Genomic DNA, 21,753 nt, shown 5'->3' on the forward strand with positions numbered 1-21,753 from the left:
GTGGGAGATGCCTTACTCCTGTTGTAACTGTGCGAACCGGCCTCCGGTCAATTGGGCCAGGTCCCCGGGTGAAAGCTCGATCTCCAGGCCGCGGCGACCAGCACTGACGTAGATGGTTTCAAAGGCCTCAGCGGAGGCATCAATGAACGTTTTCAGACGGTTTTTCTGGCCCAATGGACTTACGCCCCCGAGCACATAGCCGGTGCGACGCTGGACTTCCTGTGGATCGGCCATGCTGGCTTTCTTGCCGCCGGCAGCTCTGGCAATCAACTTCATACTCAGCATGGCGGTAACCGGTACCACGCCGACGGCGAGGGTTTTGCCATCAACGGTGACAACCAGTGTTTTAAATACCCGTGTCGGGTTAACGCCCATTTTTTCGGCGGCTTCGTTGCCGTAACCCGCGCTGGCGGGATCGTGGTCGTACTCGTGGATGTTGTGGGTAACGCCGGCTTTACAGGCCGCATTGATACCAGGCGTCATAGAGTGCTCCTGAAACCATTGGTTTTTATCATGCTCAACAGTCTATGATAACTTCAGACTTAACCAACCCGTATACAGAATAAAAACAGTCACCAATACCAAGGCATACCCGATGAACCCAATAGCCCGTCGTGCACTGCATAGTTGTAAGGTCCCCAAAGATCTATCTACCGTTACGCACCGCGATGCCGCCGGCGAAAGACCGGAATCGGTTGGCGTTGATACCCGCACCGTAGATGCTATCTGGAAAAGCGTCGAATCTCTCTACCGCACCGGTGTCCACCCGGGTATCCAGTTATCTGTGCGCCACAGGGGCGAGCAGATTCTGCATCGTGCGATTGGCCATGCGAGTGGCAATGGCCCCCAGGATCCTGCTGGTGTGCCCAAAGTACCGATGACAACCGATACGCCCATCTGCTACTTCTCGGCGTCCAAGGCGGTTACCGCTTTGTTGATGCATATGCTGGTTGAGCAGGGGTTGGTTAACTTGATGGACCCGGTATCCTATTATTGTCCGGAGTTCGCCACGAACGGGAAGCGGACCATCACAGTGCATCAGATCCTGTCACACAGGGGTGGAATTCCTGCTATTCCGAATGAAACCCCGATTGATGTTCTATGGAATCAGGACGAGATCTGGCGACTGCTCTGTGAGGCCAGAGCAGTTGAGGTAAATGGCGCCAAAGTTGCCTACCATGCAATAACCGGTGGCTATGTACTGCAGAGAGTGCTGGAAAAGGTGACCGGCGACTCTATTGAAAACTATCTCGATAAACACCTGCGCCAGCCTATGGACATGAAATGGTTTACCTACGGAATTCAGCCGGAGAACCTTCATGAGTTGGCTACCAACTACGCTACCGGCCCTACACCTCGCTTCCCTGTGTCCTGGATCGTCAACCGTGCGCTTGGCGGTGACATTGCGACCGTGGAGCAGGTAACCAACGACCCTCGCTTTCAGGAAGCCGTGATCCCGGCGGGTAATCTTTGCGGAACAGCGGAGGAAATGGGGCGCTTCTTCCAGATGATGCTTAACGGCGGTATTTGGAAAGGCAAGCGCATTTGCAGTGAGATCACTGTTCGGCGCGCAATCCAGCAATTCGGCTCATTACAGATTGATCGAACCATGATGATCCCCATGCGTTTCAGTGCCGGGATGATGCTGGGCGGCAATCCGGTTGGTTTGTGGGGCCAGCAAAGCCGCTATGCCTTCGGCCATGTGGGGCTGATTAACAAGCTCTGTTGGGCAGATGCGGCGCGGGATATCTCCGTAAGTCTTCTTAATACCGGGATTCCCATCGTCGGGCACCACCTACCTGCACTCGGGAAGTTCGTCTATACCATTGCCCGGGAGTTCCCGCTTCGCCCGGAAAGCGAGCGCCCGGTGATCGCTGCCTGAGGCAGCAACTATTTACAAGGTTCTGAGTTGCGCTTCCAGAATACCGAGTACGGATGACAGAATGTCGCGAAAGTCCGTCAGTGTCTGAGTGCGCTGAATGACTTCCTCGCGGCTCTCATCTAGCCGCTCCAGTTTGGGCACAACACGGCGAATGCCTTCCGTGATCACCTCATAAGGGTAATGGTGGTCCTGAATGCTGAGCTTGTTTATCTCGGACACTTCCTGGCTGAAAATACTGATGATGTCGTACAACATGTCCTTATGCTGGATGCTGGCGGCTTCCCAGTAGGCATCGTCCAGTAACTCAAGCAGGGAGAGGTATTCTCTGAGGGTATCGGCAACGGATGTCTGGCTCATAAGCAATCCCGGTGGCTGGAAATGAAGCAGTAAGTGGCACTATAGCAGTGGATTCAAAGGGTTTCTCTGCGTCTCGGGTTCTTGCTGCGATTATGTCGTAAAAGTGAAACTCCATTCATTTTTGTTGCGCTTTGTCAGACAGTTGTGCAAACTGCATTCTGGTAAAGGAATTGCCGTTACTCAATGGATGAGAGACACAATGGAAAAGCCCGGATTCCCCCAGTACGAATACCCTTCCACCGCCAGAAACGTCCGGCTCGATCACCACGACAGTGTCCGAAGCCACGTACATCAGCAAGTCAGTACAGAAGTAGAGCGGCTGGAGCGACGTATAGAGATTCTGCGCCTGACTAAAGCCCCTCATGTTGCCGTCATGATTTCGGCCTACGAGCGAATCATCAGTCACAAAAAAGGTTTTTTGCAGAACTGGGGGCTTGATGAACGCCGTGTCTATTGACGCACGAATGCACCGGTCGCAATCCAGCTGACAGCTGCATCATTGTCTGGCTGGTTACTGCAATGAGCCGGGTTAGCGGTGGTTTTTTCCGGCTCCGCATCGGTTGGCGTGTTAATTACAGTGGGTTCCCCATTGGAATAGAATATTCTGAGTATTGAATTCGCGTAGTTCAGCTCGATCCTCAGGCAGTCGGGGCTTGAGTCGCTCAGGCTGAGGGCGTCATATCGGTTAAGATCCAGTGTTGTTTTATCTGCACTCTTGATAAACAGAGTGTCGACTTTGTCCTGAACGAAATCCTGCCTTAGCTCGATACTGCCGAAGTTCCTGCTGAGATAATCCGCAGTCGCATACTCCGGGCTGTTGTAGCCGAGAGTCACAAAGTTGTTGGCATCAAACCGGCTCCCTGCCAGCAGACTGATCAATTCCGGCTGGGCCTCAGCTGCTTCAGGTTCAACGCTCCGGCTCACGTATTGTATGGTTCGATAAACTTTTGCATCCAGATCGCTGCCTTCGGGGCCGACTGGAAGGTATCTCCAGTCCAGTGTCGAGAAAACCCATAGCTTGTCGTTGAGCGATTTATCGCTCAACACAGCGTTCTGATCTGTAAATCTGATGAGCGCCCCGTTTCCCCGGGTGTTGTAGGTGCCGGCCTGTCCGGCGGCAATGCGTTGGCTGATATACGTCCTGCCTTCCCGGAAGTTGGTGACCTGGTTGGATGCAATGACCTGATTGATCAGATCTAGCGGGTTGCGCACTTTTTCATAGCTATTGCTGTTTTCGGCACGGGTTGCCTGAATGAACCTGTCAATGTGGGCGCGAATCTCGTTTGCCGTTTCACGATTGTCAGCACTGTCGTCGGGACCGCTGGGTTGTATGCCCTGGTAGAAATCCCGGAACCGGGTGTATTCAAGGTTGTCGGGTACTTGCTCGGTATTTTCGAGATCAAATGTTGAAAAGGCGAGGTCCACATTGGTTGCAGGATTAAACGCCGATTCACCGGTATCCTCCAGTCCGCAACCGCTCAAGTTCAGTAGTGTAAGTGAGATGGCAGCGAAAAAGCAGGAATGTCTCATTTCAGAAGGCCCTGAGGTGCGCAATTGTCCGTAAACGACTAAAGTGAATACCCGCGGGGCTTTCCGCCCCGATCCGACTGCTGACAATAAACCATAAAACAGGCATCTACCCTCGCGGAGATCACATTTTGCAGCAACGGTGCAAATCGGCTTCAGGCCAAGCGGTGCAATGGCTGCTTGCCGCGATACTCCTGGTAACGGCACTGGCGCCCGCCGTTGCGAGCGCCAGTGAGCCGTGCCGGAATGGTCAGATTCTTCTGCAAAAAGGCATGGAGAGCGTTCGTGATTTTGGTGGCTGCATCTCGTATCTGGAGGATGCCGGACAGCTTTACCTTCTACCCGATATTCTTGCTCTGGAGCCCGAGCGATTCACCCGGCATGAAAGCGGTGTGCTGAATTTCGGCTATACCGAATCTGCTTACTGGACGCGCTTTGACTTGCGTACGGATACAGGTGAGGCGGGCTCAGACTGGATTCTGGAACTGGCTTTGCCACTGGTAGATGAAGTGGTGCTGTATCTGGTGCGCGATGGCGAGTTGGTTGATCAGCGCACGGCAGGCTATCAAGACAACTGGGCAGAGCGTGATCTGGCTGTGCCCAACCCCACGTTCCGCCTGCATCTTGAGCCGGGCAGTGTTACTTCGGTGTACTTGCGCATTATAAATACCAACACGTTCCGCTTGCCCGTCAGTCTCTGGAGCCCGGACAGCTACATTGAAAAAGTGTCCGTGGATGAGATGGTCCGAGGCGCGCTTCTGGGGAGCCTGCTCGCCATTCTGGCCTATAACCTGTTTGTGGCGATATCTGTTCGCGAACGAAGCAATATCTATTACGTGCTCTACCTGGTATCGGCAGCGGTGTTTATCGCTACTGAACAGGTACACGGCGTTCAGTTGCTGGATAGCCGTCCTGCAATCTTTAGCAAGGAGTATCTGCATTTTCAGATCATCACGACCTGGTTCTGGGGCCTTCTGATGGCTCGGGCATTGCTCGAAACCCGCGCCCGGTCTATGGATCTGGACCGGGTGATAAAGCTGTGCATCTCTTCGGTACTTCTTACCTTTGTATTGTCACTGTTCCTGCCTTATCACGTTGCCATGGAATGGATTGTCATCGGTTCAATGTTGCTCTGCATTATCCTGATCGTGGTGAGCTATCTGTCCTGGCGCTATTACAACCCGGCTGCACGCTCCTACTTTTTCGCCTGGACGCTGGCGCTGATTGGCTTTGGTATATACGCCCTGACGGTTATGGGGTACCTGCCGCTCAACACATTCACTGGTTATGCGCCCCAGATTGGCCTCACTGCACAGATTATTCTGTTTTCCTTTGCTCTGGCTGACCGGATCAAGCAGGTCCAGGGCCAGGCATTGAACTGGAGCCGGCGGGCTTTATCCAACCTGCAGCGTTACCAGTCATTGTTTGATAACGCCATTGAGGGGGTTTTCCAGATGTCCCCCGGGCGACAGTTTGTTACGGCCAACCCGGCTATGGCACGTTTGATGGGGTTTGATAACAGCCAGGAACTTCTGGAAAACAACCCGGATGTACTTGAGGCGTGCATTGCCGATAGTCAGCTCCGGGAACTGGTGGTTGAGCAGCTGGAGGCGCGGGGCACGGTAAAAGGGGTGGAGGCTCGATACCTGACGAATGAAGGGAAGGAGCGCTGGGCCATTATTTCTCTCCATACGGCTTACGACGCCGATGGCGAGCCCACGCACCTGGAAGGAACCTGTGTTGATTCTACGGAAAGTCACCGGCGCCAGCGTATCGAGCGTGAGCGGGAGCAGGAGCGGCTGGAAAAAGAGCTTGCGCGCAATTCCGCAGAGGCCAAGAGCCAGTTCCTTGCCAATATGAGCCATGAGATACGAACGCCGCTATCGGCGATAATCGGTTACGGCGAAACGCTCATGGATCCTGACCTTGATGAGCAGGAAAAGCGCAGCAGCGCGGAGACCGTTGTCCGCAGCGGGCGGCATCTTCTCGACCTGGTAAACGATATCCTTGATCACTCCAAAATCGATGCCAACAAACTGGACCTGGATGTGGTTTCGGTGAATCTGCCAGATCTGCTGGATGAAATCCGCGCGTTTTTTGCTCCGCGGGCCAGAGAAAAAGGCCTGACTTTCAACATAGACTGTGAATTCCCGCTACCAGAGCAGATCCAGACGGATCCGACGCGTTTGCGCCAGATTATTATCAATCTGTGCGGAAATGCTCTCAAATTTACAGAAAAAGGCTCGATCTCCCTTTTGATCCGTTGTGATTGCGAGCAGGAACTGCTGGTTGCTCGGGTTGTGGATACGGGAATCGGTATGAAGCCGGAGCAGGTTGGTCGGTTGTTTGACCCCTTTGCCCAAGGCAGTGCCGCTATTTCCCGGCAGTATGGCGGTACAGGGCTTGGCCTGAGTATTTCGAGGCGGCTGACCGAAATGCTGGGTGGCAGTATCCGGGTCAGCAGCACATACGGCGAAGGCAGTGAGTTTGAATTGTCGATTCGCACCGGTGCCCTGAATGATGTGCATTTCCTGCAGGACGCGTCGGAGCTCAGCCGGCGTCGGCGCAGTATTCCGGTAGTTGTGGCGCCTCGCCTTTCCGGACGCATACTTTGTGCGGAAGATAACGATGTAAATCGCCGCCTTGTTTCGCTGCTGGTAGGGCGCACTGGTGCTGAACTTGTGCACGTGGGTAACGGCGCAGAAGCTTTGGAAGTGGCTGTCAGAGAGCCTTTTGATTTGATTCTGATGGACATTCAGATGCCGGTCATGAACGGCCGTGATGCCACCGCTGCGTTGCGGGAGGCGGGAGTGAATACGCCAGTAATTGCACTGACAGCCAATGTCATGTCAGAGGATATTGCCGACTACCGGCTTGCCGGCTGCAACGAACACCTGGCAAAGCCCATCGACAAGCAGCGTTTCTATCAGGTTCTGGCCCGTTACCTGAAGGTTCAGCCCGGCAGTGTCGGGGAGCCCGACCAGCAATACCACGGATGTGTTTTGGTGGCGGAGGCCAATGAAGAACGCCGGCACCTGGTAGTGCGGATGCTGAAACCTATGGGGCCGGACGTGATAGCGGTTGCCTCAGGTGCGGAAGCTGTTCGTAAGGCGCTTTCCGAGTCTGTGCAACTGGTGCTTCTGGGTCGATATATGCCCGAAATGAATCGTGTGGATGCAACGCAGCTGCTCAGACAGGCGGGTTTTCGATACCCGGTCATTGCCGTTGGCGCCGCTGACCAGCAGGAAATCAACGTATTGCGTGAAGCAGGTTGCGACGAGGTGTTGGACGAAGCACTAGATGAACAGCGTTTGCACACGCTGTTGGAGCGTTTTCTGACGTATGTCCCCCGGAGCGAGGAGACTGTATATGACGATGAGGAAATTGCACGCCTGGCGACCAGGTTCTTGTCCGGGCTAGGCGGGCGCTGGCAGCGAATGAGCCTGGCACTGGCAAGCGGTGATCAGGCAACACTCGAAACGGAAACGCATCAGATTAAAGGCTCTGCGGGCGCTATGGGGTATCCGGCAATGACCCGCCAGGCGGGTATTGTGGAGGCACTTGTAAAAGGTACGAGCCCACAATGGGAGCAGGTACGCACTGAGCTTGCGATACTGGGTGAGATGATAGAGCGTGAACAAACACAGAATAAAAAAGGAAGGGTTCAATGAGTGAGCGCCAGTTACACCGTGAAAACCAGTCCATGAGCATGATGTACGGCACCTATGCCGATATTCTGTTCGTGCTTTTCCCGTTTCTCGTTATCGGCATGCAGCGCCTTTGGGATGGTCAGCTTTACGAAACCCTGATGAATGCGGATCTGAGCATAGCGGCTGCTATTCTTGCCGGTCTTGCAATCGGCAAGTTCGTGCTTGGGCTGGTCACTAACCGGGACCTTGGCCGCTATAAAGAACGTATTGTATTCTTTATTGCCCTGACACTATTTGTCGTTCTGGGGCCCGCCATTATCCTGATGCTGAGTATTTCAGGGGGCACTGAAGTGCCTGGCTTCGTGGCATTTGTGCAGCCGGTGCTGCTGATCATTGCGATTTCGCTCTATTCAACGGCGGTCAGTATCAGCAATATACTGACCCGTGATGGTGAGCAGGAATCATACCCCGCCAATACAGAGGGGGTTATGCCGGATATTGTCCGCGCCTCGAGAGTCGGGTCTACACCGCTGGACCTGCCTCGGCATACTGGTTCCGACTCTTGGTAATCCCGGTTCTGCAAGGAGCCCGGTGAGCAATACCTCTGGCGAACAAGGAGATAAAGGATGGGCAATTTGACCGTACTGGTTGTCGAAGATGAGCCGGTGATGCGTGAACGACTGGTTGGGATGCTTTACAAGGCAGGAGCAGCTGACGTAACGGGTTGCGAGAATGCGGCCTCAGCTCGCAAGGCATTTGATGCTGGCAAATTCCAGATCGTGCTGCTGGATCTCGGTTTACCGGATGGCGACGGGCATGAACTAATGAGGGAGTTCAAGATGGCCCGGGATGGACAGCATGTTGTGCTGGTTACAGCGGATGATTCTATTGACAGTATTCAGAGGGCCATCAGCGCAGGAGCCAACGGCTATGTGGTCAAACCCTATTCCCAGGAAAAAATTCACGATGTGGTCAGCAACTATGCGGTGGTGCATGGCGGCGACCCGGCCACAATGCAGGGTCTGAACCGGCACCATTGACCGGTTCAGACGCTTCTATTCTGCCCTGAGCAGACTAGGCCACCTGGCGCGCGATCCAGGAATTGTGGCGAGTAGCCAAAGCGCGAACGTAGCGGGCTTCTGCAGCCCCGAGCGTCGCCAGCACGCCGTTGAAGATCCAGCCCCGCTCATAGACTCCAAGCACCCTTTGCTCGTCATCAAGATTAACGCGCTGGTTCAGCTTTTTGCAGATAGCATCCAACAACGGCAGCTTTTCCGGACGACGGATGGGCCCTGGCCGTGTGTTTGTGGGCTGGTTGGCTGCACGCGCTGTCGTTTGTCTTCTCATGGTGATCTCCTTGTCGTGTTGCGACGGCAAAAACAAAACCCCGGAGCCGAGGGCAACCGGGGTTCTGCGGAGATGCTGACCCGGTCGCTGCAAAGGCTCCCGGGAACTGACCGAAAGCCGCTAGATGCTCTTTACCTGCGCACGCATGCACTGCCCTTCAAGGCAAGCTTCTACGGCGTTCATCATGTGTGTAGGAGTCATTCGGGTCATAGTCGGTTTTGCTGTTTAATTTGAACGAATAGTGTATCCATTAGCCCAGTGTTTGCAATAGGTCCGGCGCTTCGGCAAACGCGTACAGACGCATGCAGGAAGTATGCTCATAATGCATTTGTCACGTGTTTTTACGTTGTGCTATCCAGGTTGCCTGTCAGGCAGGTAATTAATGGATCTCTCCTTTATACGCAGCCTTCAGGGCTGCGTTTTTTTTGGGTAGTGGAAAGTCCGTAGCCACTAACTCTTACAGATATCCGGGGTTGTTTGAGGGATACTTTGTACACTAATCAATCACTCAAACTGATATATACCCAGAGGTTGAAACCTAAGAAAATGTCCGACGAATTCGGATTTGCCCGCAATAAGTTCCGCATCCATTTTGCTGTAGAAATCGTTTTGATCGCTGCGCTGGCCATATACATGCTGTTGGCGAACGGCCAGATCGTTGGCGATGATCTTGCTTTTACCGTTCTTGGTGCCGGGTTGATGGCGCTTGTCACTTACTGGACGCTAAACACCCTAAGGGATGGCCTGGAGATCGTGGCTCTCAGAACACGCGCTCTGAAGCACTGACATACTCCCAGGTTCTTCGCAGAATCAGAGCATCGTTTGCTGCCCGATGAACGGGCAGGCCCAGGGCAGAAATGACCTTTTGGCGCGCAGATGGCCACTCCTTGATCTGCTGGGAATCAAGTAGTACAGCGACGGATTCCAGCTGAAATCCGGGCTCCACGCCGGCAGCCCGGAACAGCCGGTAGAGCCAGAAACTGTCAAACGTCCAGGCGTCACAGAACACATTCCCGGACAGTAATCGGTTGAGGTTATGAGCGACTTGCACTACACCACTGCCCTCCGCCGATAATCGAGACCTCGGAATGCCGTGAATCTGTTCTGCACTTTCAGACCAGTCCTTCCATAATATATGGGGCGCAATCAGCCAGCTATGCAGTGAGCTATCGGGCATGCAAACGCCGACCTCGATCGGGTAGCTTGCGATCAGGTCAAGACTTGATGCTTCGAAGTCGATAAATGCGGGGCGCAGTTCAGTAGTCATTGGAAGTCTGATTGTCAGGTTGCTTTAGGGTCAGTTTACCTGCCCTCGCGCTGCTACAATACCACTACTCTGTTACCTGGTCTTTACAGACCCAATTATCCCTTAACCAGGAGCCCGAATGACTGACGCCGTGGTTGTAATCTATTCCGGAGGAATGGACTCTTTTACTTTGCTTCATCGAGCGCGCGCCCGTGGGTTGCGAGTCCATGCGTTGTCCTTCAATTATGGTCAGCGTCATGTCCGTGAACTCGATGTTGCCCGCTCTGTTTGTGCCGATCTCGGTATCCCTCACAAGGTTATCGATATTCGTGCCATGAGCGAGGTCATGTCCGGTTCCGCATTAACATCCGACGAAGACATACCCGAAGGTCACTACGAAGAAGAGAACATGAAAGCCACGGTCGTGCCGAACCGCAACATGATCCTGCTTTCTCTGGCCACCGGCTACGCCGTAACCGTGGATGCCGGTGCAGTGTGGTATGGCGCCCACGGCGGCGATCACGCGATATATCCCGACTGCCGGCCAGAATTCGTAGAAAAGATGGATGCAGTGTGCCGTGTTGCAAACTATGAGCCTGTGGGCATCGAAGCGCCGTTCATGCATATGAGTAAAGGTGACATTCTTGCAGAGGGTGTGAAGCTTGGCCTGGACTACGCCAACACCTGGACCTGTTACAACGGGCGTGAAAAGGCTTGCGGGCTTTGTGGCTCTTGCGTGGAGCGCCTGGAAGCCTTCGCCGAAAACGACATTCCGGATCCGCTGGCCTATGAGACGGGGCGCTGATGTACAAGGTCAAAGAAGCTTTCTATACCTTGCAGGGTGAGGGCGCTCAAGCTGGCCGGGCTGCAGTATTCTGTCGCTTCAGCAAATGCAATCTGTGGACGGGCCGGGAGAAAGACCGGGCAACGGCGGTCTGTAACTTTTGTGACACGGACTTTGTGGGCACGGACGGCCAGAATGGAGGAGCTTTCGAGACCGCGGAAGCTCTGGCGGGTCATATCAATAACCTCTGGCCGAATGCTCCGGGAGTGCCCTACGTGGTTTGTACCGGTGGGGAGCCCTTGTTGCAGCTGGACGAAAGCCTGATTGATGCTTTTCATCAACGGGGGTTCGAAGTGGGAGTGGAGACCAACGGCACTCTGCCCGCGCCCGCCGGCATCGACTGGCTGTGCGTGAGTCCGAAGGCGGATGCACCTGTGGTGATTGAAGCCTGCGACGAGCTGAAGCTGGTATATCCTCAGCCCAAGGCCATGCCGGACAGGTTTACGCACATAAATGCCAGGCATTTTTTTCTCTCGCCCATGGCTTCCCCGTCAGCTCCTGACAAGGGCACAGACCCGGTCAAGCAGAGCAATACCCGCAGGGCCACCGACTACTGCCTGGCGCACCCACGCTGGCGCCTTACCTTGCAGATGCACAAAATCATCGGCATTGACTGATTATGCGGCTGCGACTCTGTAGTAACTCGGGCTGCTGCCTGTCCAGCGCTTGAACGCCCGGGTAAAATTTGCTGCATCTGCGTAGCCTAAAACGTCAGCAATCCGGTTCAGATTCATCCCGGTGCCGGTCAGCAGCTCCCTGGCCCGGTCCAGCCGCACCTGATCTACAAGGCTCTGAAAACTGGCGTTTTCTTCCTGGAGCCGGCGCTTCAAAGTGCGTTCTGAAACAAAAAGAGTGGCGGCTACCCGCGCCAGCTTTGGCGGGAAGGGGTAACTGGTTTCAATCACCCGTCGCACCCGGCACTCGAAGCCTGCATCTGCGGTCAGTTGTTCAAGCGCGTTCTCACACTGGACTCGTGACGATTCTGCAAGCTGGTCATCACTGAATCGGATAGGCGCTGAGAGGGCTGCGACGGGGATCACCAGCGCGTCAACCTGAGCGTCATAATTAACCGGCATAACGATCGACTGTCGGAAGCGATAAAAATAGGCGGGCTCAGGACCCTTTCTGAGAATTCTCGACCCTTTTGCGGTCGTGCCGGTGAGCTGCTGACCCATGAAGGCGCATCCGAACAGCATTGCGTCCATAACCAGCTTCTGCAAAGGGCCCGGCTCGCCATCACTCCGGATGGTGTAGTGTATGTCCGTGCCGCACTCGCGGCGGCTCACGCTCAGGTGCGGAGCCCTTAAAGTCAGATACCGGGTCATCAGATCCAGCGCGTCCTGCAGTGTCCGGCTGCTCATCACAGCAACGCCCAGGACGCCGTGCAATGGAAGCTTGAGCTTGCTTGCGAGCATGATGCCCAGGCCGGGCTCGCGGCTTTCTATAATGGCTCGGGTAACAAATTCACTGGCCTGGGCCTGGCTTACCCGGAGATCCGCAGATTTCAGCTGAACCGGATCCAGGCCGACCCGCAGCAGCAGGTCGCGCTCGTCGAGTCCGATGGTATTCAGCAGTTCGGCCAGTATATGCAGGTAGATGGCCGGCATACCCAGGTCCTGGGCAGTTGAGGCAGCGATACGCATAGGAGTCCTTGTTGCAAGCTGTTCTTGTTATATGACGTGGTGACTATTGGAGTTGATTATGACCTTTGCGGCGCTGCGCCCCCATGACTCTAGTGACGCGTCAATAGGCACGAGAGGCCAATTGTTCAGAGCAGGGCAAAACTTCGAGCAGGGAATTCAAGAGTCTGGAGGCTGGCTCAGAGCTGGATATCGGTAATAACCGGATTGTGATCAGAGGAGCGCCAAGGCGACGCGGCAGTGCCTGGCGGGTTGTGTTTATACCCCAATTGCGGTGGCTCGTCGGCATTGATAGCCCAGGTTCTGGCGCCGAGAATCCGGGGTTTGAGTGAGGCTGAGGCCAGGGAATAGTCCAGCGAACCTCTTTCACCCTTGTAGCGGTAGGTGTAATGGGCACACTGCTGTGCCTTGCACGGATGAAAATGGTGCACCATGCTGGTGAACCCTGCCTGCTGCAAAGCTTTTAGCGGATCTTCCTGAAAATAGCTGTTGAGGTCGCCTGTGATCAGAGTACCTGCCAGGTCGGGAACCTGCGGCAGCCGGTCAAGCCATTCTGTAAGCGCATGAGCTGCTTCTGTGCGACGCCCGGCATAGCACCCCTGTCCATCGTTCCTGTCCCGGTTGGCACCGGTTGCGCCCTTGCAGGACTTTGATTTCAGATGTGGCACTACCACTTGAATAGCAAGGCGCTGGCCTTCGGGCCGGAAAGTCTGTACCAGCGGCGGGCGCCCTTTGTTGCTGAACGGGCCGCTGTTCAGGCGCTCCGGATCTGTTTCGGTCACGATGCGGTCACTGCGGTAAAGCAGAGCGGTGCGTATCTGGTCGTGGCCATCTTTACCCGGAGTCATAACAAAAGCCCATTCCGGGCCGAGAGCCTTAGCCAGCTGAGCTATCGCACTGGTCTTACTGTAGCCGTCGTTTTCCAGCTCAGTGATCGCCAGAATATCCGGGTCTGGTCGCCGCAGGGCATCTATCAGCCGTCTGTGTTGCGCCTCGTAAGCCAGAGCTGTTGGTGCACCACGCTGTGTTGGGAAGCCCCCGCCTTCACCGTCGCCATTAAAATAATTCTCCAGGTTCATGGCCATGATTCGGACATGAGGCTCGGCCGGGCGGGCTGGTGCTGGGGGCCTCGAATTCGAGGATTCGAAAATTGGTGGTTCTTTCGGTTGTATTCGCCAGGCTCCGAAGCGGTAATCAAGGATGCCCGAGATATTCCGGACTTTATCGCCGCTGCGGGCAGTTTGCTCGCCACCCGGGCCGCCGGGTGGCCAGGGTATCGGGTTCGGGTGGCGAACGCTGCGTGCGTCGTCCAGCAGCAGCCTCTGCTGTTTGTTCCGGCTGGCAATCTGTGTGGCTTGTGGTCCAGGCTCAAGGTATTCCGTGGGAATGATTTGATCGCCAGCCGCCAGCGTGAGTTCGCCGTAACGTGCCAGGTTCCAGGAATCGATAATTGTTAACGGCTGGGCCACGTGGACCCGCATGTTTTCGAGTGACTCCAGGGCGTCCGGCCAAAGTAACGTCAGAGTCTGTGCTTTCGGGAGAGGTTCCGAACCACAGGATGTGATGGTTCCGATGTCGGTCAGCTCGGTCAGGCCATGGAACTCTTTTACCGTGCCAGTAACGCGTAAGCGCTCACCGGGTGCCCCCGTGTTATTGCGGGTATGTACAAACAAGGCTTCAGAGGTTTCCGGGTTAGCGTCGGTTTCGTCGTCAGCCTGTTGCAGATAAAAACCACCAAACCCGCCCTCAGCGCGGGCATCAAAAGTAAGTATGCCTTCTACCGTAACCCGGTCACCAACCAACGGAGAAGCGTCACCCCGCCCCTGAATCTTAGAAACAGGTGTCGCAGGTTTTCCGCAGGCATTCGCGGCCAGGCCCTCTGAAGCAGTCAGCAGCAGTGCAAGAAAAAGTGCAACAGACCGTGAACCTGCGATCACACTGGCCAGCTTATCTGAGGCCTGCGGAGGCTTTCAGAGCGCGTTCGCGCTTGCTGCCAAACCCGAGCTGATCAGGATTTGTCAGTTCAAGTTGCTGTATCAGCGGGTCGGGATGATGATTGTCGAGCGTAATTCCGAGGCGTGACAGTACATAGGGGGCAAGAGCCGCGCGAGTGTTGATATCCAGATGGCCATTCTCCATGCCGTAATCCATGGCAATGATTTTTTGCTGGGCTTCCGTCAGGCGGTGATCGGGTGAGATCGACATTGTGACGCTACGGTTCCAGTCGTCATCTTGCACACTGGTATGCTTGGCCTTTTGTCGCAATGCTGAGGGTGCAGCGTGGAAGCGGCTGAGAGCGAAATCCCGGAACTCACGATTGGAATCACACCAGGCACGCAGGTGCCAGTTGTTGCCCGTACATACCAGCGTGTGCGGCTCGAGGATACCCTCTACGGCTTCGGGGCGGCTCAGGGATGCATAGCTCGCCCTGAGCTGGCGGCCATGGCGAGTGGCAGCTACGACTGCGCGCATGGTTGCGGGGGCTATAACCCGGTTAGGGCTGTAAACAACGGTGCTGTCCGGCAGACCTATATCCAGGTCCTCGAAGGTACTACTGAGGCTCTGCTGCCGCGCGAGCAGGTCCTGATATTCGCTGACATGTCCCCGGGTAACAACGGGACGGTAACGTTCTGCAGGCACGTAGCCTTTGAGGTGGCGATCATAAACAAGATTGCCCGGAGCCAGTTCGCGCAGGTAAGTGTTTATATCCTTGGATGCCTGCTGCCGGCCGATACCAAAGCTGTGACAAATGTGGTTGGTGGTCAGGCGACCTTCCCACAGGGCAATGGTTTCAATAAGTCGGTAGCGAAGCAGCAAATCCCATCGAATGGGCCAGTCCGTTTTTTTCATAACCAGGCGCTCACGGGTTTATTGAATAGCTAACCGTAATATTACCTTCTATGATGCAGCGGGTCTGTTACGGCACATTAATGTGAAACATTGTGAAACCGCGTCACAAGCGCGTTTGGCGGTTTCGTGCCTGTTCCCGGGCTTCGGCAAGTGCGTAGTAGTCACACCTCTAATGTACTGCTTTAATACGTTGATATCGATATCCCGGATCTTGCTGCAGCTCTGCCTTTCAGCCCCATGAATCCGGCCCGCAAAGCCCGGAGTTGTTGCAATGACCCGAATGGTCACCTCCCTGTCTGCTCTCCTTCTGAGTATTGTCCTGCTGGTCAGCGGAAATGCGTTTCTTATGACCCTGTTAGGCATTCGTCTGAGTATTGAATCGGTTTCACCGGACACCATCGGGTGGGTCCTGGTGTGCTATTCCATAGGCTTTGTTCTGGGAACTCTGTACGTACACCACATTATTGGCCGGGTTGGTCACATACGCGCTTTTGCGGTATTTGCGGCGGTGGCAGCTGTGACAGCGCTCATGTACCCCATGGCTATTTCCGCCGAGTTCTGGGCGTTTCTCAGGGTGCTTTCGGGGTTCAGTATTGCCGGAGTACTGGTTGTCATCGAAAGCTGGTTCTCCAGCCGTGCCAGCAACACCAACCGTGGAGCGCTTTTTGCTGTCTACCAGATCGTTTTTTATCTTTCCGCGGCTGGCGGCCAGCTTATCGTTAATGTGGGCGATCCAGCTAACTTCATGCCCTATTCCCTCGCTGCGATTTTGCTGGCGCTGGCGTTGATCCCCCTATCTCTGACCCGGATGGAGGCACCGACCATTGAGCAGGTCCAGCGCATCTCGTTTTTCACGCTCGCCCGGGAGTCGTTTACCGGCGTCTCCGGCGCCGTGATCTGTGGCATCCTGATTGGTGGCTTCTATGCGCTGGGGCCAGTCTACGCAACCCTGATGGGGTTGGATGTCGCGAAGACCTCAACGTTTATGGCCAGTGCCATTATTGCAGCCATGCTGCTCGCCTGGCCGCTCGGCCGGTTGTGCGACCGCTTTGATCGCCGTCGTGTGATGTTCTGGGTGGTATCTGCTGCCGCTCTCGCGGCCGTTGCTGTCAGTTTCTCGGGTGCGGAAAACCTTCCGCTGCTCATGCTCCTGGTTGGCGTATTTACTGGCCTCTCGGCAATGATCTACCCGATATCTGTTGCTATAACCAACGACCGCATGGAAAGCACGCGTATCGTAGCGGCCAGTGCCACCCTGTTACTTAGCTACGGCGTGGGCAGCGTTATTGGCCCCATCGCGATGGCTGAGCTGATTAATCTCATGGGGCCCAAAGGACTGTTCCTGGGAAATGCCGCGTTCCTGCTGGTGCTTGCTGTAATTACGTCTCTTCGTATTACCTACACTGAAGATGTAGCCGTAGTGGATCAGGAGCACTATGTGCCAGCTATGCCCGAAACATCCCCTGTTCTGGCCGAGCTGGATCCGCGGAACACGGAATTTCATGAATCTCCCGAAGCTGAGGAAATGAACGAAGAGTCCTTACGGCACACGGGCTGAAGCAAGGGTGCCATCCTGGCTTTCGGTTTTTCCCGATTCTGTTTTGTTTTCATATCTGTTTTTATGTTAATGGTTAGCTTACTATTGGTAGCTTTCCCATAATGTAAGCATTTTGTCGGAGTGCCAGAAATGTGCGACTCCGGCCTCGGAATGGAGTACTGCCATGAAAGATCAGTTCCCTTTTGCTGTTGCCCGGGTGACTCGGCGCTGGCGCAAATTGCTGGATGAACGCCTGAAAGATCTGGGTGTCACTCAGGCCCGCTGGACTACGATGGTTTACCTTCAGGAGGGCGGCGAAGGTCTTACCCAGCGTGAGCTGGCGAGCCTGATGGCTATAGAGAACCCGACGCTTGTACGGCTGCTCGACAGCCTGGAAGAACAGAAACTGATAGAGCGCCGCGCCTGTCCGAATGATCGTCGGGCCCGCCGCCTGCATCTCACTGACCCGGGCCGCGAGTTTATGGAAGTTCTGACCGCACGGGCCAATGTGCTGCGAGACGAAATGCTTGACGGTATCAGCCTGGACGATATTGAGAGCGCGTTGAAAGTGTTCCACAAAATTCTGGATAACGCTGAAAAGCAGAAGTGATCCTTGAGAGATAATTCTGTTGCCAACCTGACCGCCCGATACGGACCTCAGTGGCGGTGGTTTGCGCTCGTTACGGTTATGCTGGGAACCATCGCGACGGTTCTGAGTGCCACAGTGGTGAACGTTGCGCTCCACGATATCATGGTGGAGTTCGGTATTGGGCAGGGGCAGGTGCACTGGCTGGCAACAGGTTTTATTGCTGCCATGACCACGACCATGCTTGCTTCCTCCTGGTTGCTTGACCATTTCGGAGTGCGTAAGACTCTGGCGTTTGCCATGGCGGTCTTTACGCTGATTTCATTGGCGGGAGGCTTTGCGAGCTCGCCGGAACAGCTGATTGCGGCCCGTGTTGGGCAGGGTGCCATGGCTGGCGTGATGCAGCCGATGGGTATGTATCTGGTGTTCCGGATTTTCCCCCGGGAACAGCGTGGCCGGATCATGGGCATCTACGGCATGGGCATAGTGCTGGCGCCGGCACTGGGGCCAGTGCTTGGTGGTTTTCTGGTGGATCAGCTGGACTGGCGTTATGTGATGTTTGCGCCAGCCCCTGTCACCTTTCTCGGCGTATTCATGGCGTTGCGGTTTCTGCCAACGCCTGCTTCCCGCCCATCGCCTTACCGGTTTGACCTGAAGGGGCTGGTTTTATTGGGAGCCACCATAGGCCTGAGCCTCGACACTTTGAATCGAGTGCAGAGTCTGGCGGGTCAGGAGGCCCGTATTGTAATTGAAGGCCTGGCGGCCCTGATGTTTTTGCTCATGTTCGTGCGGCGTCAGAAGACAATAGAGTTTCCTCTGCTCAATCTTGCCCTGATACGTAAACCCTCTTTCCTATTCGCCAACATGGGGGCTATGGCCCTTGGGCTGGCATTATTTGGCTCCACCTATCTGATCCCCCTGTATGTTCAGACTGCCCTGGAATTTAGCGCCACAGAGGCGGGCCTGTTGATGCTGCCTGCAGGCATTGTTCTGGGTATGACGTTTCCACTGGCAGGCCGCCTGGCAGACAGGGAAAGTGCCCGAAAGCTGGTTATTTTCGGCATCGTGGTTTTTGCGATGTCAGCGGTGCTGTTTGCCCTATCTGGACTGACGCTGGCGTTTGGCTGGTTGGTGGTCTGGGCGATGCTTGGGCGTGTAGGTATTGGTTTCATGTTACCAGCGCTGACTACTGGTGCGCTCAATCCTCTCGAGCCGGAAGAACTGGGAGCAGGCTCCAGTATTATCAACTTTACCCGGCAGCTCGGTGGTGCGTTTGGTGTGAATATTGTCGCGCTGACTATCGAATTTGGTGAGCACAGTGATGGTGTGCCTACTATTGGCGCTTTCCATTCGGCTTGGTGGCTTGTTGCCGCATTTGTCGCTGTTGCAGCCATTCCGGTTTGGCGAATGCGCGTGTAAAGTGCAGTTTTTACGACTATCCCACCGGACTGATCCATGGATGCTTTTGTCACCTCCACCATAGCCGTCGCCATTGCTGAAATTGGCGACAAGACCCAGTTACTCTCGCTCTTTCTCGTTGCCCGTTACTCCCGACGAATGGCCATTATCATGGGTATTCTGGTTGCGACGATTCTCAATCATGCGTTATCTGCCTGGTTGGGCGCCTGGGTCGCTGCGTGGATTCCCGAAGCCTGGTTACCCTGGATTCTGGCAGTGAGTTTTGTGTTGATTGCGCTGTGGCTTCTGATTCCCGACAAGGACGATAACGATGACTCGCGGTTTCTGGGTATGGGCGCCTTTATGGCGACAACCGTCATGTTTTTCCTGGCAGAGATCGGTGATAAGACCCAGGTAGCGACCGTTGTACTGGCTGCCCGATTTACTGAAACGATCTGGGTTATCATCGGTACAACTGTGGGGATGCTGCTGGCCAATATACCGGTTATTATGGCGGGTCAGTGGCTAATGGATCGCATGCCACTGGCGACAGCGCGAATTTGTGCGAGCGTGCTGTTCGCGGTCATGGCCGCAGTGACCCTTGCATCGGTGCTCTGGAACTCTTGAGAGTGGCTGCTGTCATTGCACGTTGATAAGCAGGTTTTTCTGGAATGGGATTTATGGGATTTAAAACGTATTCACTACTGATGCTGTTGGCCGGCGCCCTGACTTTCCAGCCCGCTTGGGCCGCTGGGCAGCGCAGTACTCCTGAAAAACCGGATTCTGCAAAGGCGTCGGATCGCAGCCCCCGGGTGCCAACATTTAACGTTAACGGTGATCTGGCCGGTCAGCTGGGTGTGTTCACCACCCGCTACGAAGACACGTTTGCCGAAGTTGGCAGCCAGCTGGCGCTGGGTTATCTGGAGCTGGTCAAAGCAAACCCCGGCGTGGACCCATGGCTTCCGGGAGAAGGCACCACGATTACATTACCGCGCCAATACGTTCTCCCGGAGGCCCGCAGAGAAGGTATTGTTATCAACCTCGCGGAGTATCGGCTTTACTATTTCACCGAGGATGGCGTGCAGGTCTATCCGGTTGGTGTCGGGTCTGCCGAGAACCCGTCTCCCCTGACCGACGCAAAAGTTACCATGCCGTTGGAATCACCTGCGTGGTATCCCCCCGCCAGCATTCGTGCAGAATATGAAGCCTCGGGAGACTTTCTGCCCCGAATGATACCGCCCGGCCCCGAAAACCCACTGGGCACCCATGCTCTTTTATTGAGTGAGAAGGGTTACCTGATCCACGGCACCAACAAGCTTTTTGGCGTAGGCATGCCTGTCAGTCACGGTTGTTTCCGAATGTACAACGAAGACATATCCCGTTTCGTGTATCAGGTAAATAAGGGCACTTCGGTTCAAATCGTAAATGATCCGGTAAAAATGGGGTTGTCCGGTGGTGAAGTCTGGCTTGAAGTTCATCGCCCCCATGAAGAATACAGCAAGCAGGATCGCGACCGCCTTTGGCGTGAAGTTACCCTTGAAGTAGAAGCCTTCCGCAAGAAGCATCCGGGTGTGGAGGTTCAGCGCAGAGCTATAGAGCTTGCCGTAGACCAGGCTGACGGAATTCCCGCCATGGTCGGTGAGCAGGTTGCCCGCCTGGCGGCTGATAAAACGTCAGAAGACAGCCAGCCTGTTGCATCGGAAAAGCCTGAGCAGAAGCTGTATTTCTGATGTTGCGGGAAAGGAATACGAAGCGACGTTGAAGCATAAAAAAAGGCCGGGATTCCCGGCCTTTTTCGCAGTGCTTAAGCTGAAGTCTTACTTCATGCTTGCACGGTCGAGCATACGCTTGGCGCGCTCGTTAGCTTCGTCAGCAGCTTTTTGAGCTGCTTTTGCCGCGGCCAGAGCCTGATCAGCAGTTTGCTGAGCGGAGCGAGCAGAGCTGGCAGCGCTGTTAGCGGTGTTCATTGCCTTGTCTGCAGTCATCTCTGCAGAGCTGGCGGTTGCATTGGCTTCGTCAAGAGCGCCCTGGTCAGTAGTTGCACAACCTGCAGTCAGAGCAGTAGCCAGTGCGATTCCGGCGATCGTCAGTTTACGCATTGTAAATCCCCTTTTTGGTCGAGTTATTTCCTGTTGATCCGAAAGTCAGTTCAGACGACTTCGTGTCAGTTTCGGCCCGATAGGCGTTGACTACCGGAGTCGAGAAACAGTGTAAAACACTCTGAGACGAAATGTTAACTAAGTATACGTAAATTTTCTGAGGTTATGACAACAACTTAATTCTTGTGCCATGGAGAATTCATCAGGGGAGGATGCGAATGGGGGTTCCGTCGTTGACCAATTGCCAGATTTCGTCCATTTCCTGGTTATTTACTGCAATGCAGCCGTTGGTCCAGTCCAGGCCTGTGTAAGCAAATGCCATGTCTTCCGCGCCATTGGGTAGGCCGTGAATCATAATGCTGCCACCTGGGTTCAGCCCCCAGTTTTCAGCCATTTCACGGTCTTTTACGCTGGGGTATGAAATGTGAATGGATTTATAGAAATCGCTGCCGGAATTCCGCCAGTCCAGCGTGTAATCGCCTTCCGGGGTGCGTTCGTCACCTTCAAAGAGCTTGTGCCCTTCCGGATTATCACCCAATGATATGCGGTAACTCCGGATTATTTCTTCTCCGTTCATCAAAAAAAGACGGCGTTGTCCTTTTTTCACCAAAACTCTGTTAACGATCAGAGACTCGCCTGGCGAATCGTTCAGCGTCGGCATACGGGAGTCTGCTCTGGCCAGAAGTTCAGACCCGAAGGCCGGAAGACTTGCCACAACAAATAGAGCCAGTAACGATGAAATCAATAAACGGAGAATAGCCATAACCCTAACTTACCAATGATTAATCTT

23 protein-coding genes are annotated in these 21,753 nt (G+C 54.8%); 13 read left to right on the forward strand and 10 right to left on the reverse strand.

The window, feature by feature from the left end:
* Positions 1–12: 12 nt before the first annotated feature.
* Positions 13–483, reverse strand: a complete 471-nt coding sequence (gene ybaK / locus Q4501_RS06885; protein ID WP_303595318.1) for a Cys-tRNA(Pro) deacylase — start codon at positions 481–483, stop codon at positions 13–15.
* Positions 484–595: 112 nt separating this feature from the next.
* Here ybaK and Q4501_RS06890 point away from each other — a divergent pair, with 112 nt between their 5' ends.
* Positions 596–1,882: a serine hydrolase gene (locus tag Q4501_RS06890; protein WP_303595319.1), complete on the forward strand. Its 1,287-nt coding sequence runs from the start codon at positions 596–598 to the stop codon at positions 1,880–1,882.
* 12 nt (positions 1,883–1,894) lie between these two features.
* On the opposite strand, the gene Q4501_RS06895 is transcribed toward Q4501_RS06890, so the two are convergent.
* Positions 1,895–2,239, reverse strand: a complete 345-nt coding sequence (locus Q4501_RS06895) for a hypothetical protein (protein WP_303595320.1) — start codon at positions 2,237–2,239, stop codon at positions 1,895–1,897.
* 199 nt (positions 2,240–2,438) lie between these two features.
* Here Q4501_RS06895 and Q4501_RS06900 point away from each other — a divergent pair, with 199 nt between their 5' ends.
* Entirely contained in the window at positions 2,439–2,696 is a 258-nt protein-coding gene (locus tag Q4501_RS06900) for a hypothetical protein (RefSeq protein ID WP_303595321.1), read from the forward strand.
* Here Q4501_RS06900 and Q4501_RS06905 read toward each other — a convergent pair.
* On the reverse strand, positions 2,690–3,769 hold the full coding sequence (locus Q4501_RS06905) for a hypothetical protein (RefSeq protein WP_303595322.1): 1,080 nt from the start codon (positions 3,767–3,769) through the stop codon (positions 2,690–2,692). The two genes, Q4501_RS06900 and Q4501_RS06905, sit on opposite strands and share 7 nt — an antisense overlap.
* 164 nt (positions 3,770–3,933) lie before the next feature.
* Between Q4501_RS06905 and Q4501_RS06910 the strand changes: the two genes are divergently transcribed.
* From Q4501_RS06910 to Q4501_RS06920, 3 genes are read left to right on the forward strand one after another with little or no spacing between them, the layout of a single operon-like run.
* Positions 3,934–7,437, forward strand: coding sequence for a 7TM diverse intracellular signaling domain-containing protein (locus Q4501_RS06910; RefSeq protein ID WP_303595323.1), 3,504 nt, complete (start codon positions 3,934–3,936; stop codon positions 7,435–7,437).
* On the forward strand, positions 7,434–7,985 hold the full coding sequence (locus tag Q4501_RS06915) for a hypothetical protein (RefSeq protein WP_303595324.1): 552 nt from the start codon (positions 7,434–7,436) through the stop codon (positions 7,983–7,985). Before Q4501_RS06910 ends, Q4501_RS06915 begins: the two co-directional genes overlap by 4 nt.
* Positions 7,986–8,042: 57 nt before the next feature.
* The gene (locus tag Q4501_RS06920) at positions 8,043–8,456 is read left to right on the forward strand and encodes a response regulator (RefSeq protein WP_303595325.1); all 414 of its coding nucleotides are present in this window, start codon (positions 8,043–8,045) and stop codon (positions 8,454–8,456) included.
* 34 nt (positions 8,457–8,490) lie between these two features.
* Here Q4501_RS06920 and Q4501_RS06925 read toward each other — a convergent pair whose 3' ends face one another.
* Complete coding sequence (locus Q4501_RS06925; protein WP_303595326.1) at positions 8,491–8,763, reverse strand: hypothetical protein; 273 nt, start codon at positions 8,761–8,763, stop codon at positions 8,491–8,493.
* A 546-nt stretch (positions 8,764–9,309) separates the two neighbouring features.
* On the opposite strand from Q4501_RS06925, the gene Q4501_RS06930 reads away from it, so the two are divergent.
* Positions 9,310–9,549: a hypothetical protein gene (locus Q4501_RS06930; protein WP_303595327.1), complete on the forward strand. Its 240-nt coding sequence runs from the start codon at positions 9,310–9,312 to the stop codon at positions 9,547–9,549.
* Here Q4501_RS06930 and Q4501_RS06935 read toward each other — a convergent pair.
* The gene (locus Q4501_RS06935; RefSeq protein WP_303595328.1) at positions 9,524–10,030 is read right to left on the reverse strand and encodes a hypothetical protein; all 507 of its coding nucleotides are present in this window, start codon (positions 10,028–10,030) and stop codon (positions 9,524–9,526) included. The two genes, Q4501_RS06930 and Q4501_RS06935, sit on opposite strands and share 26 nt — an antisense overlap.
* 118 nt (positions 10,031–10,148) lie before the next feature.
* On the opposite strand from Q4501_RS06935, the gene queC reads away from it, so the two are divergent.
* Both queC and queE read left to right on the forward strand, forming a co-directional pair.
* Entirely contained in the window at positions 10,149–10,814 is a 666-nt protein-coding gene (queC, locus tag Q4501_RS06940) for a 7-cyano-7-deazaguanine synthase QueC (RefSeq protein ID WP_303595329.1), read from the forward strand.
* A complete protein-coding gene (gene queE / locus Q4501_RS06945; protein ID WP_303595330.1) occupies positions 10,814–11,470 on the forward strand; it encodes a 7-carboxy-7-deazaguanine synthase in 657 nt (218 codons plus the stop codon). The genes queC and queE overlap by 1 nt, the downstream gene beginning before the upstream one ends.
* On the opposite strand, the gene Q4501_RS06950 is transcribed toward queE, so the two are convergent.
* The 3 genes from Q4501_RS06950 to Q4501_RS06960 form a co-directional block, all read right to left on the reverse strand.
* On the reverse strand, positions 11,471–12,496 hold the full coding sequence (locus tag Q4501_RS06950) for an AraC family transcriptional regulator (protein ID WP_303595331.1): 1,026 nt from the start codon (positions 12,494–12,496) through the stop codon (positions 11,471–11,473).
* A 176-nt stretch (positions 12,497–12,672) separates the two neighbouring features.
* A complete protein-coding gene (locus Q4501_RS06955) occupies positions 12,673–14,430 on the reverse strand; it encodes an ExeM/NucH family extracellular endonuclease (RefSeq protein WP_303595332.1) in 1,758 nt (585 codons plus the stop codon).
* A gap of 10 nt (positions 14,431–14,440) precedes the next feature.
* On the reverse strand, positions 14,441–15,343 hold the full coding sequence (locus Q4501_RS06960) for a YafY family protein (protein WP_303595333.1): 903 nt from the start codon (positions 15,341–15,343) through the stop codon (positions 14,441–14,443).
* A 271-nt stretch (positions 15,344–15,614) separates the two neighbouring features.
* Here Q4501_RS06960 and Q4501_RS06965 point away from each other — a divergent pair, with 271 nt between their 5' ends.
* The 5 genes from Q4501_RS06965 to Q4501_RS06985 all read left to right on the forward strand — a co-directional run bounded on the left by Q4501_RS06965 (position 15,615) and on the right by Q4501_RS06985 (position 20,594).
* Positions 15,615–16,901 carry an MFS transporter gene (locus tag Q4501_RS06965; protein WP_303595334.1) on the forward strand — a complete coding sequence of 429 codons (1,287 nt, stop codon included), beginning with the start codon at positions 15,615–15,617 and terminating at the stop codon, positions 16,899–16,901.
* A 163-nt stretch (positions 16,902–17,064) separates the two neighbouring features.
* Complete coding sequence (locus tag Q4501_RS06970) at positions 17,065–17,490, forward strand: MarR family transcriptional regulator (RefSeq protein WP_303595335.1); 426 nt, start codon at positions 17,065–17,067, stop codon at positions 17,488–17,490.
* A gap of 3 nt (positions 17,491–17,493) precedes the next feature.
* The gene (locus tag Q4501_RS06975) at positions 17,494–18,885 is read left to right on the forward strand and encodes a DHA2 family efflux MFS transporter permease subunit (RefSeq protein WP_303595336.1); all 1,392 of its coding nucleotides are present in this window, start codon (positions 17,494–17,496) and stop codon (positions 18,883–18,885) included.
* Between the two features lie 36 nt (positions 18,886–18,921).
* Complete coding sequence (locus Q4501_RS06980) at positions 18,922–19,491, forward strand: TMEM165/GDT1 family protein (RefSeq protein ID WP_303595337.1); 570 nt, start codon at positions 18,922–18,924, stop codon at positions 19,489–19,491.
* Between the two features lie 53 nt (positions 19,492–19,544).
* Positions 19,545–20,594, forward strand: a complete 1,050-nt coding sequence (locus Q4501_RS06985) for a L,D-transpeptidase family protein (protein WP_303595338.1) — start codon at positions 19,545–19,547, stop codon at positions 20,592–20,594.
* Between the two features lie 87 nt (positions 20,595–20,681).
* Here Q4501_RS06985 and Q4501_RS06990 read toward each other — a convergent pair whose 3' ends face one another.
* Both Q4501_RS06990 and Q4501_RS06995 read right to left on the reverse strand, forming a co-directional pair.
* Positions 20,682–20,963: an Lpp/OprI family alanine-zipper lipoprotein gene (locus Q4501_RS06990; RefSeq protein ID WP_303595339.1), complete on the reverse strand. Its 282-nt coding sequence runs from the start codon at positions 20,961–20,963 to the stop codon at positions 20,682–20,684.
* A gap of 202 nt (positions 20,964–21,165) precedes the next feature.
* Complete coding sequence (locus Q4501_RS06995; protein ID WP_303595340.1) at positions 21,166–21,726, reverse strand: murein L,D-transpeptidase family protein; 561 nt, start codon at positions 21,724–21,726, stop codon at positions 21,166–21,168.
* Positions 21,727–21,753: the final 27 nt, after the last annotated feature.

The organism is Marinobacter sp. 2_MG-2023 (assembly GCF_030546935.1).
Taxonomy (GTDB): domain Bacteria; phylum Pseudomonadota; class Gammaproteobacteria; order Pseudomonadales; family Oleiphilaceae; genus Marinobacter.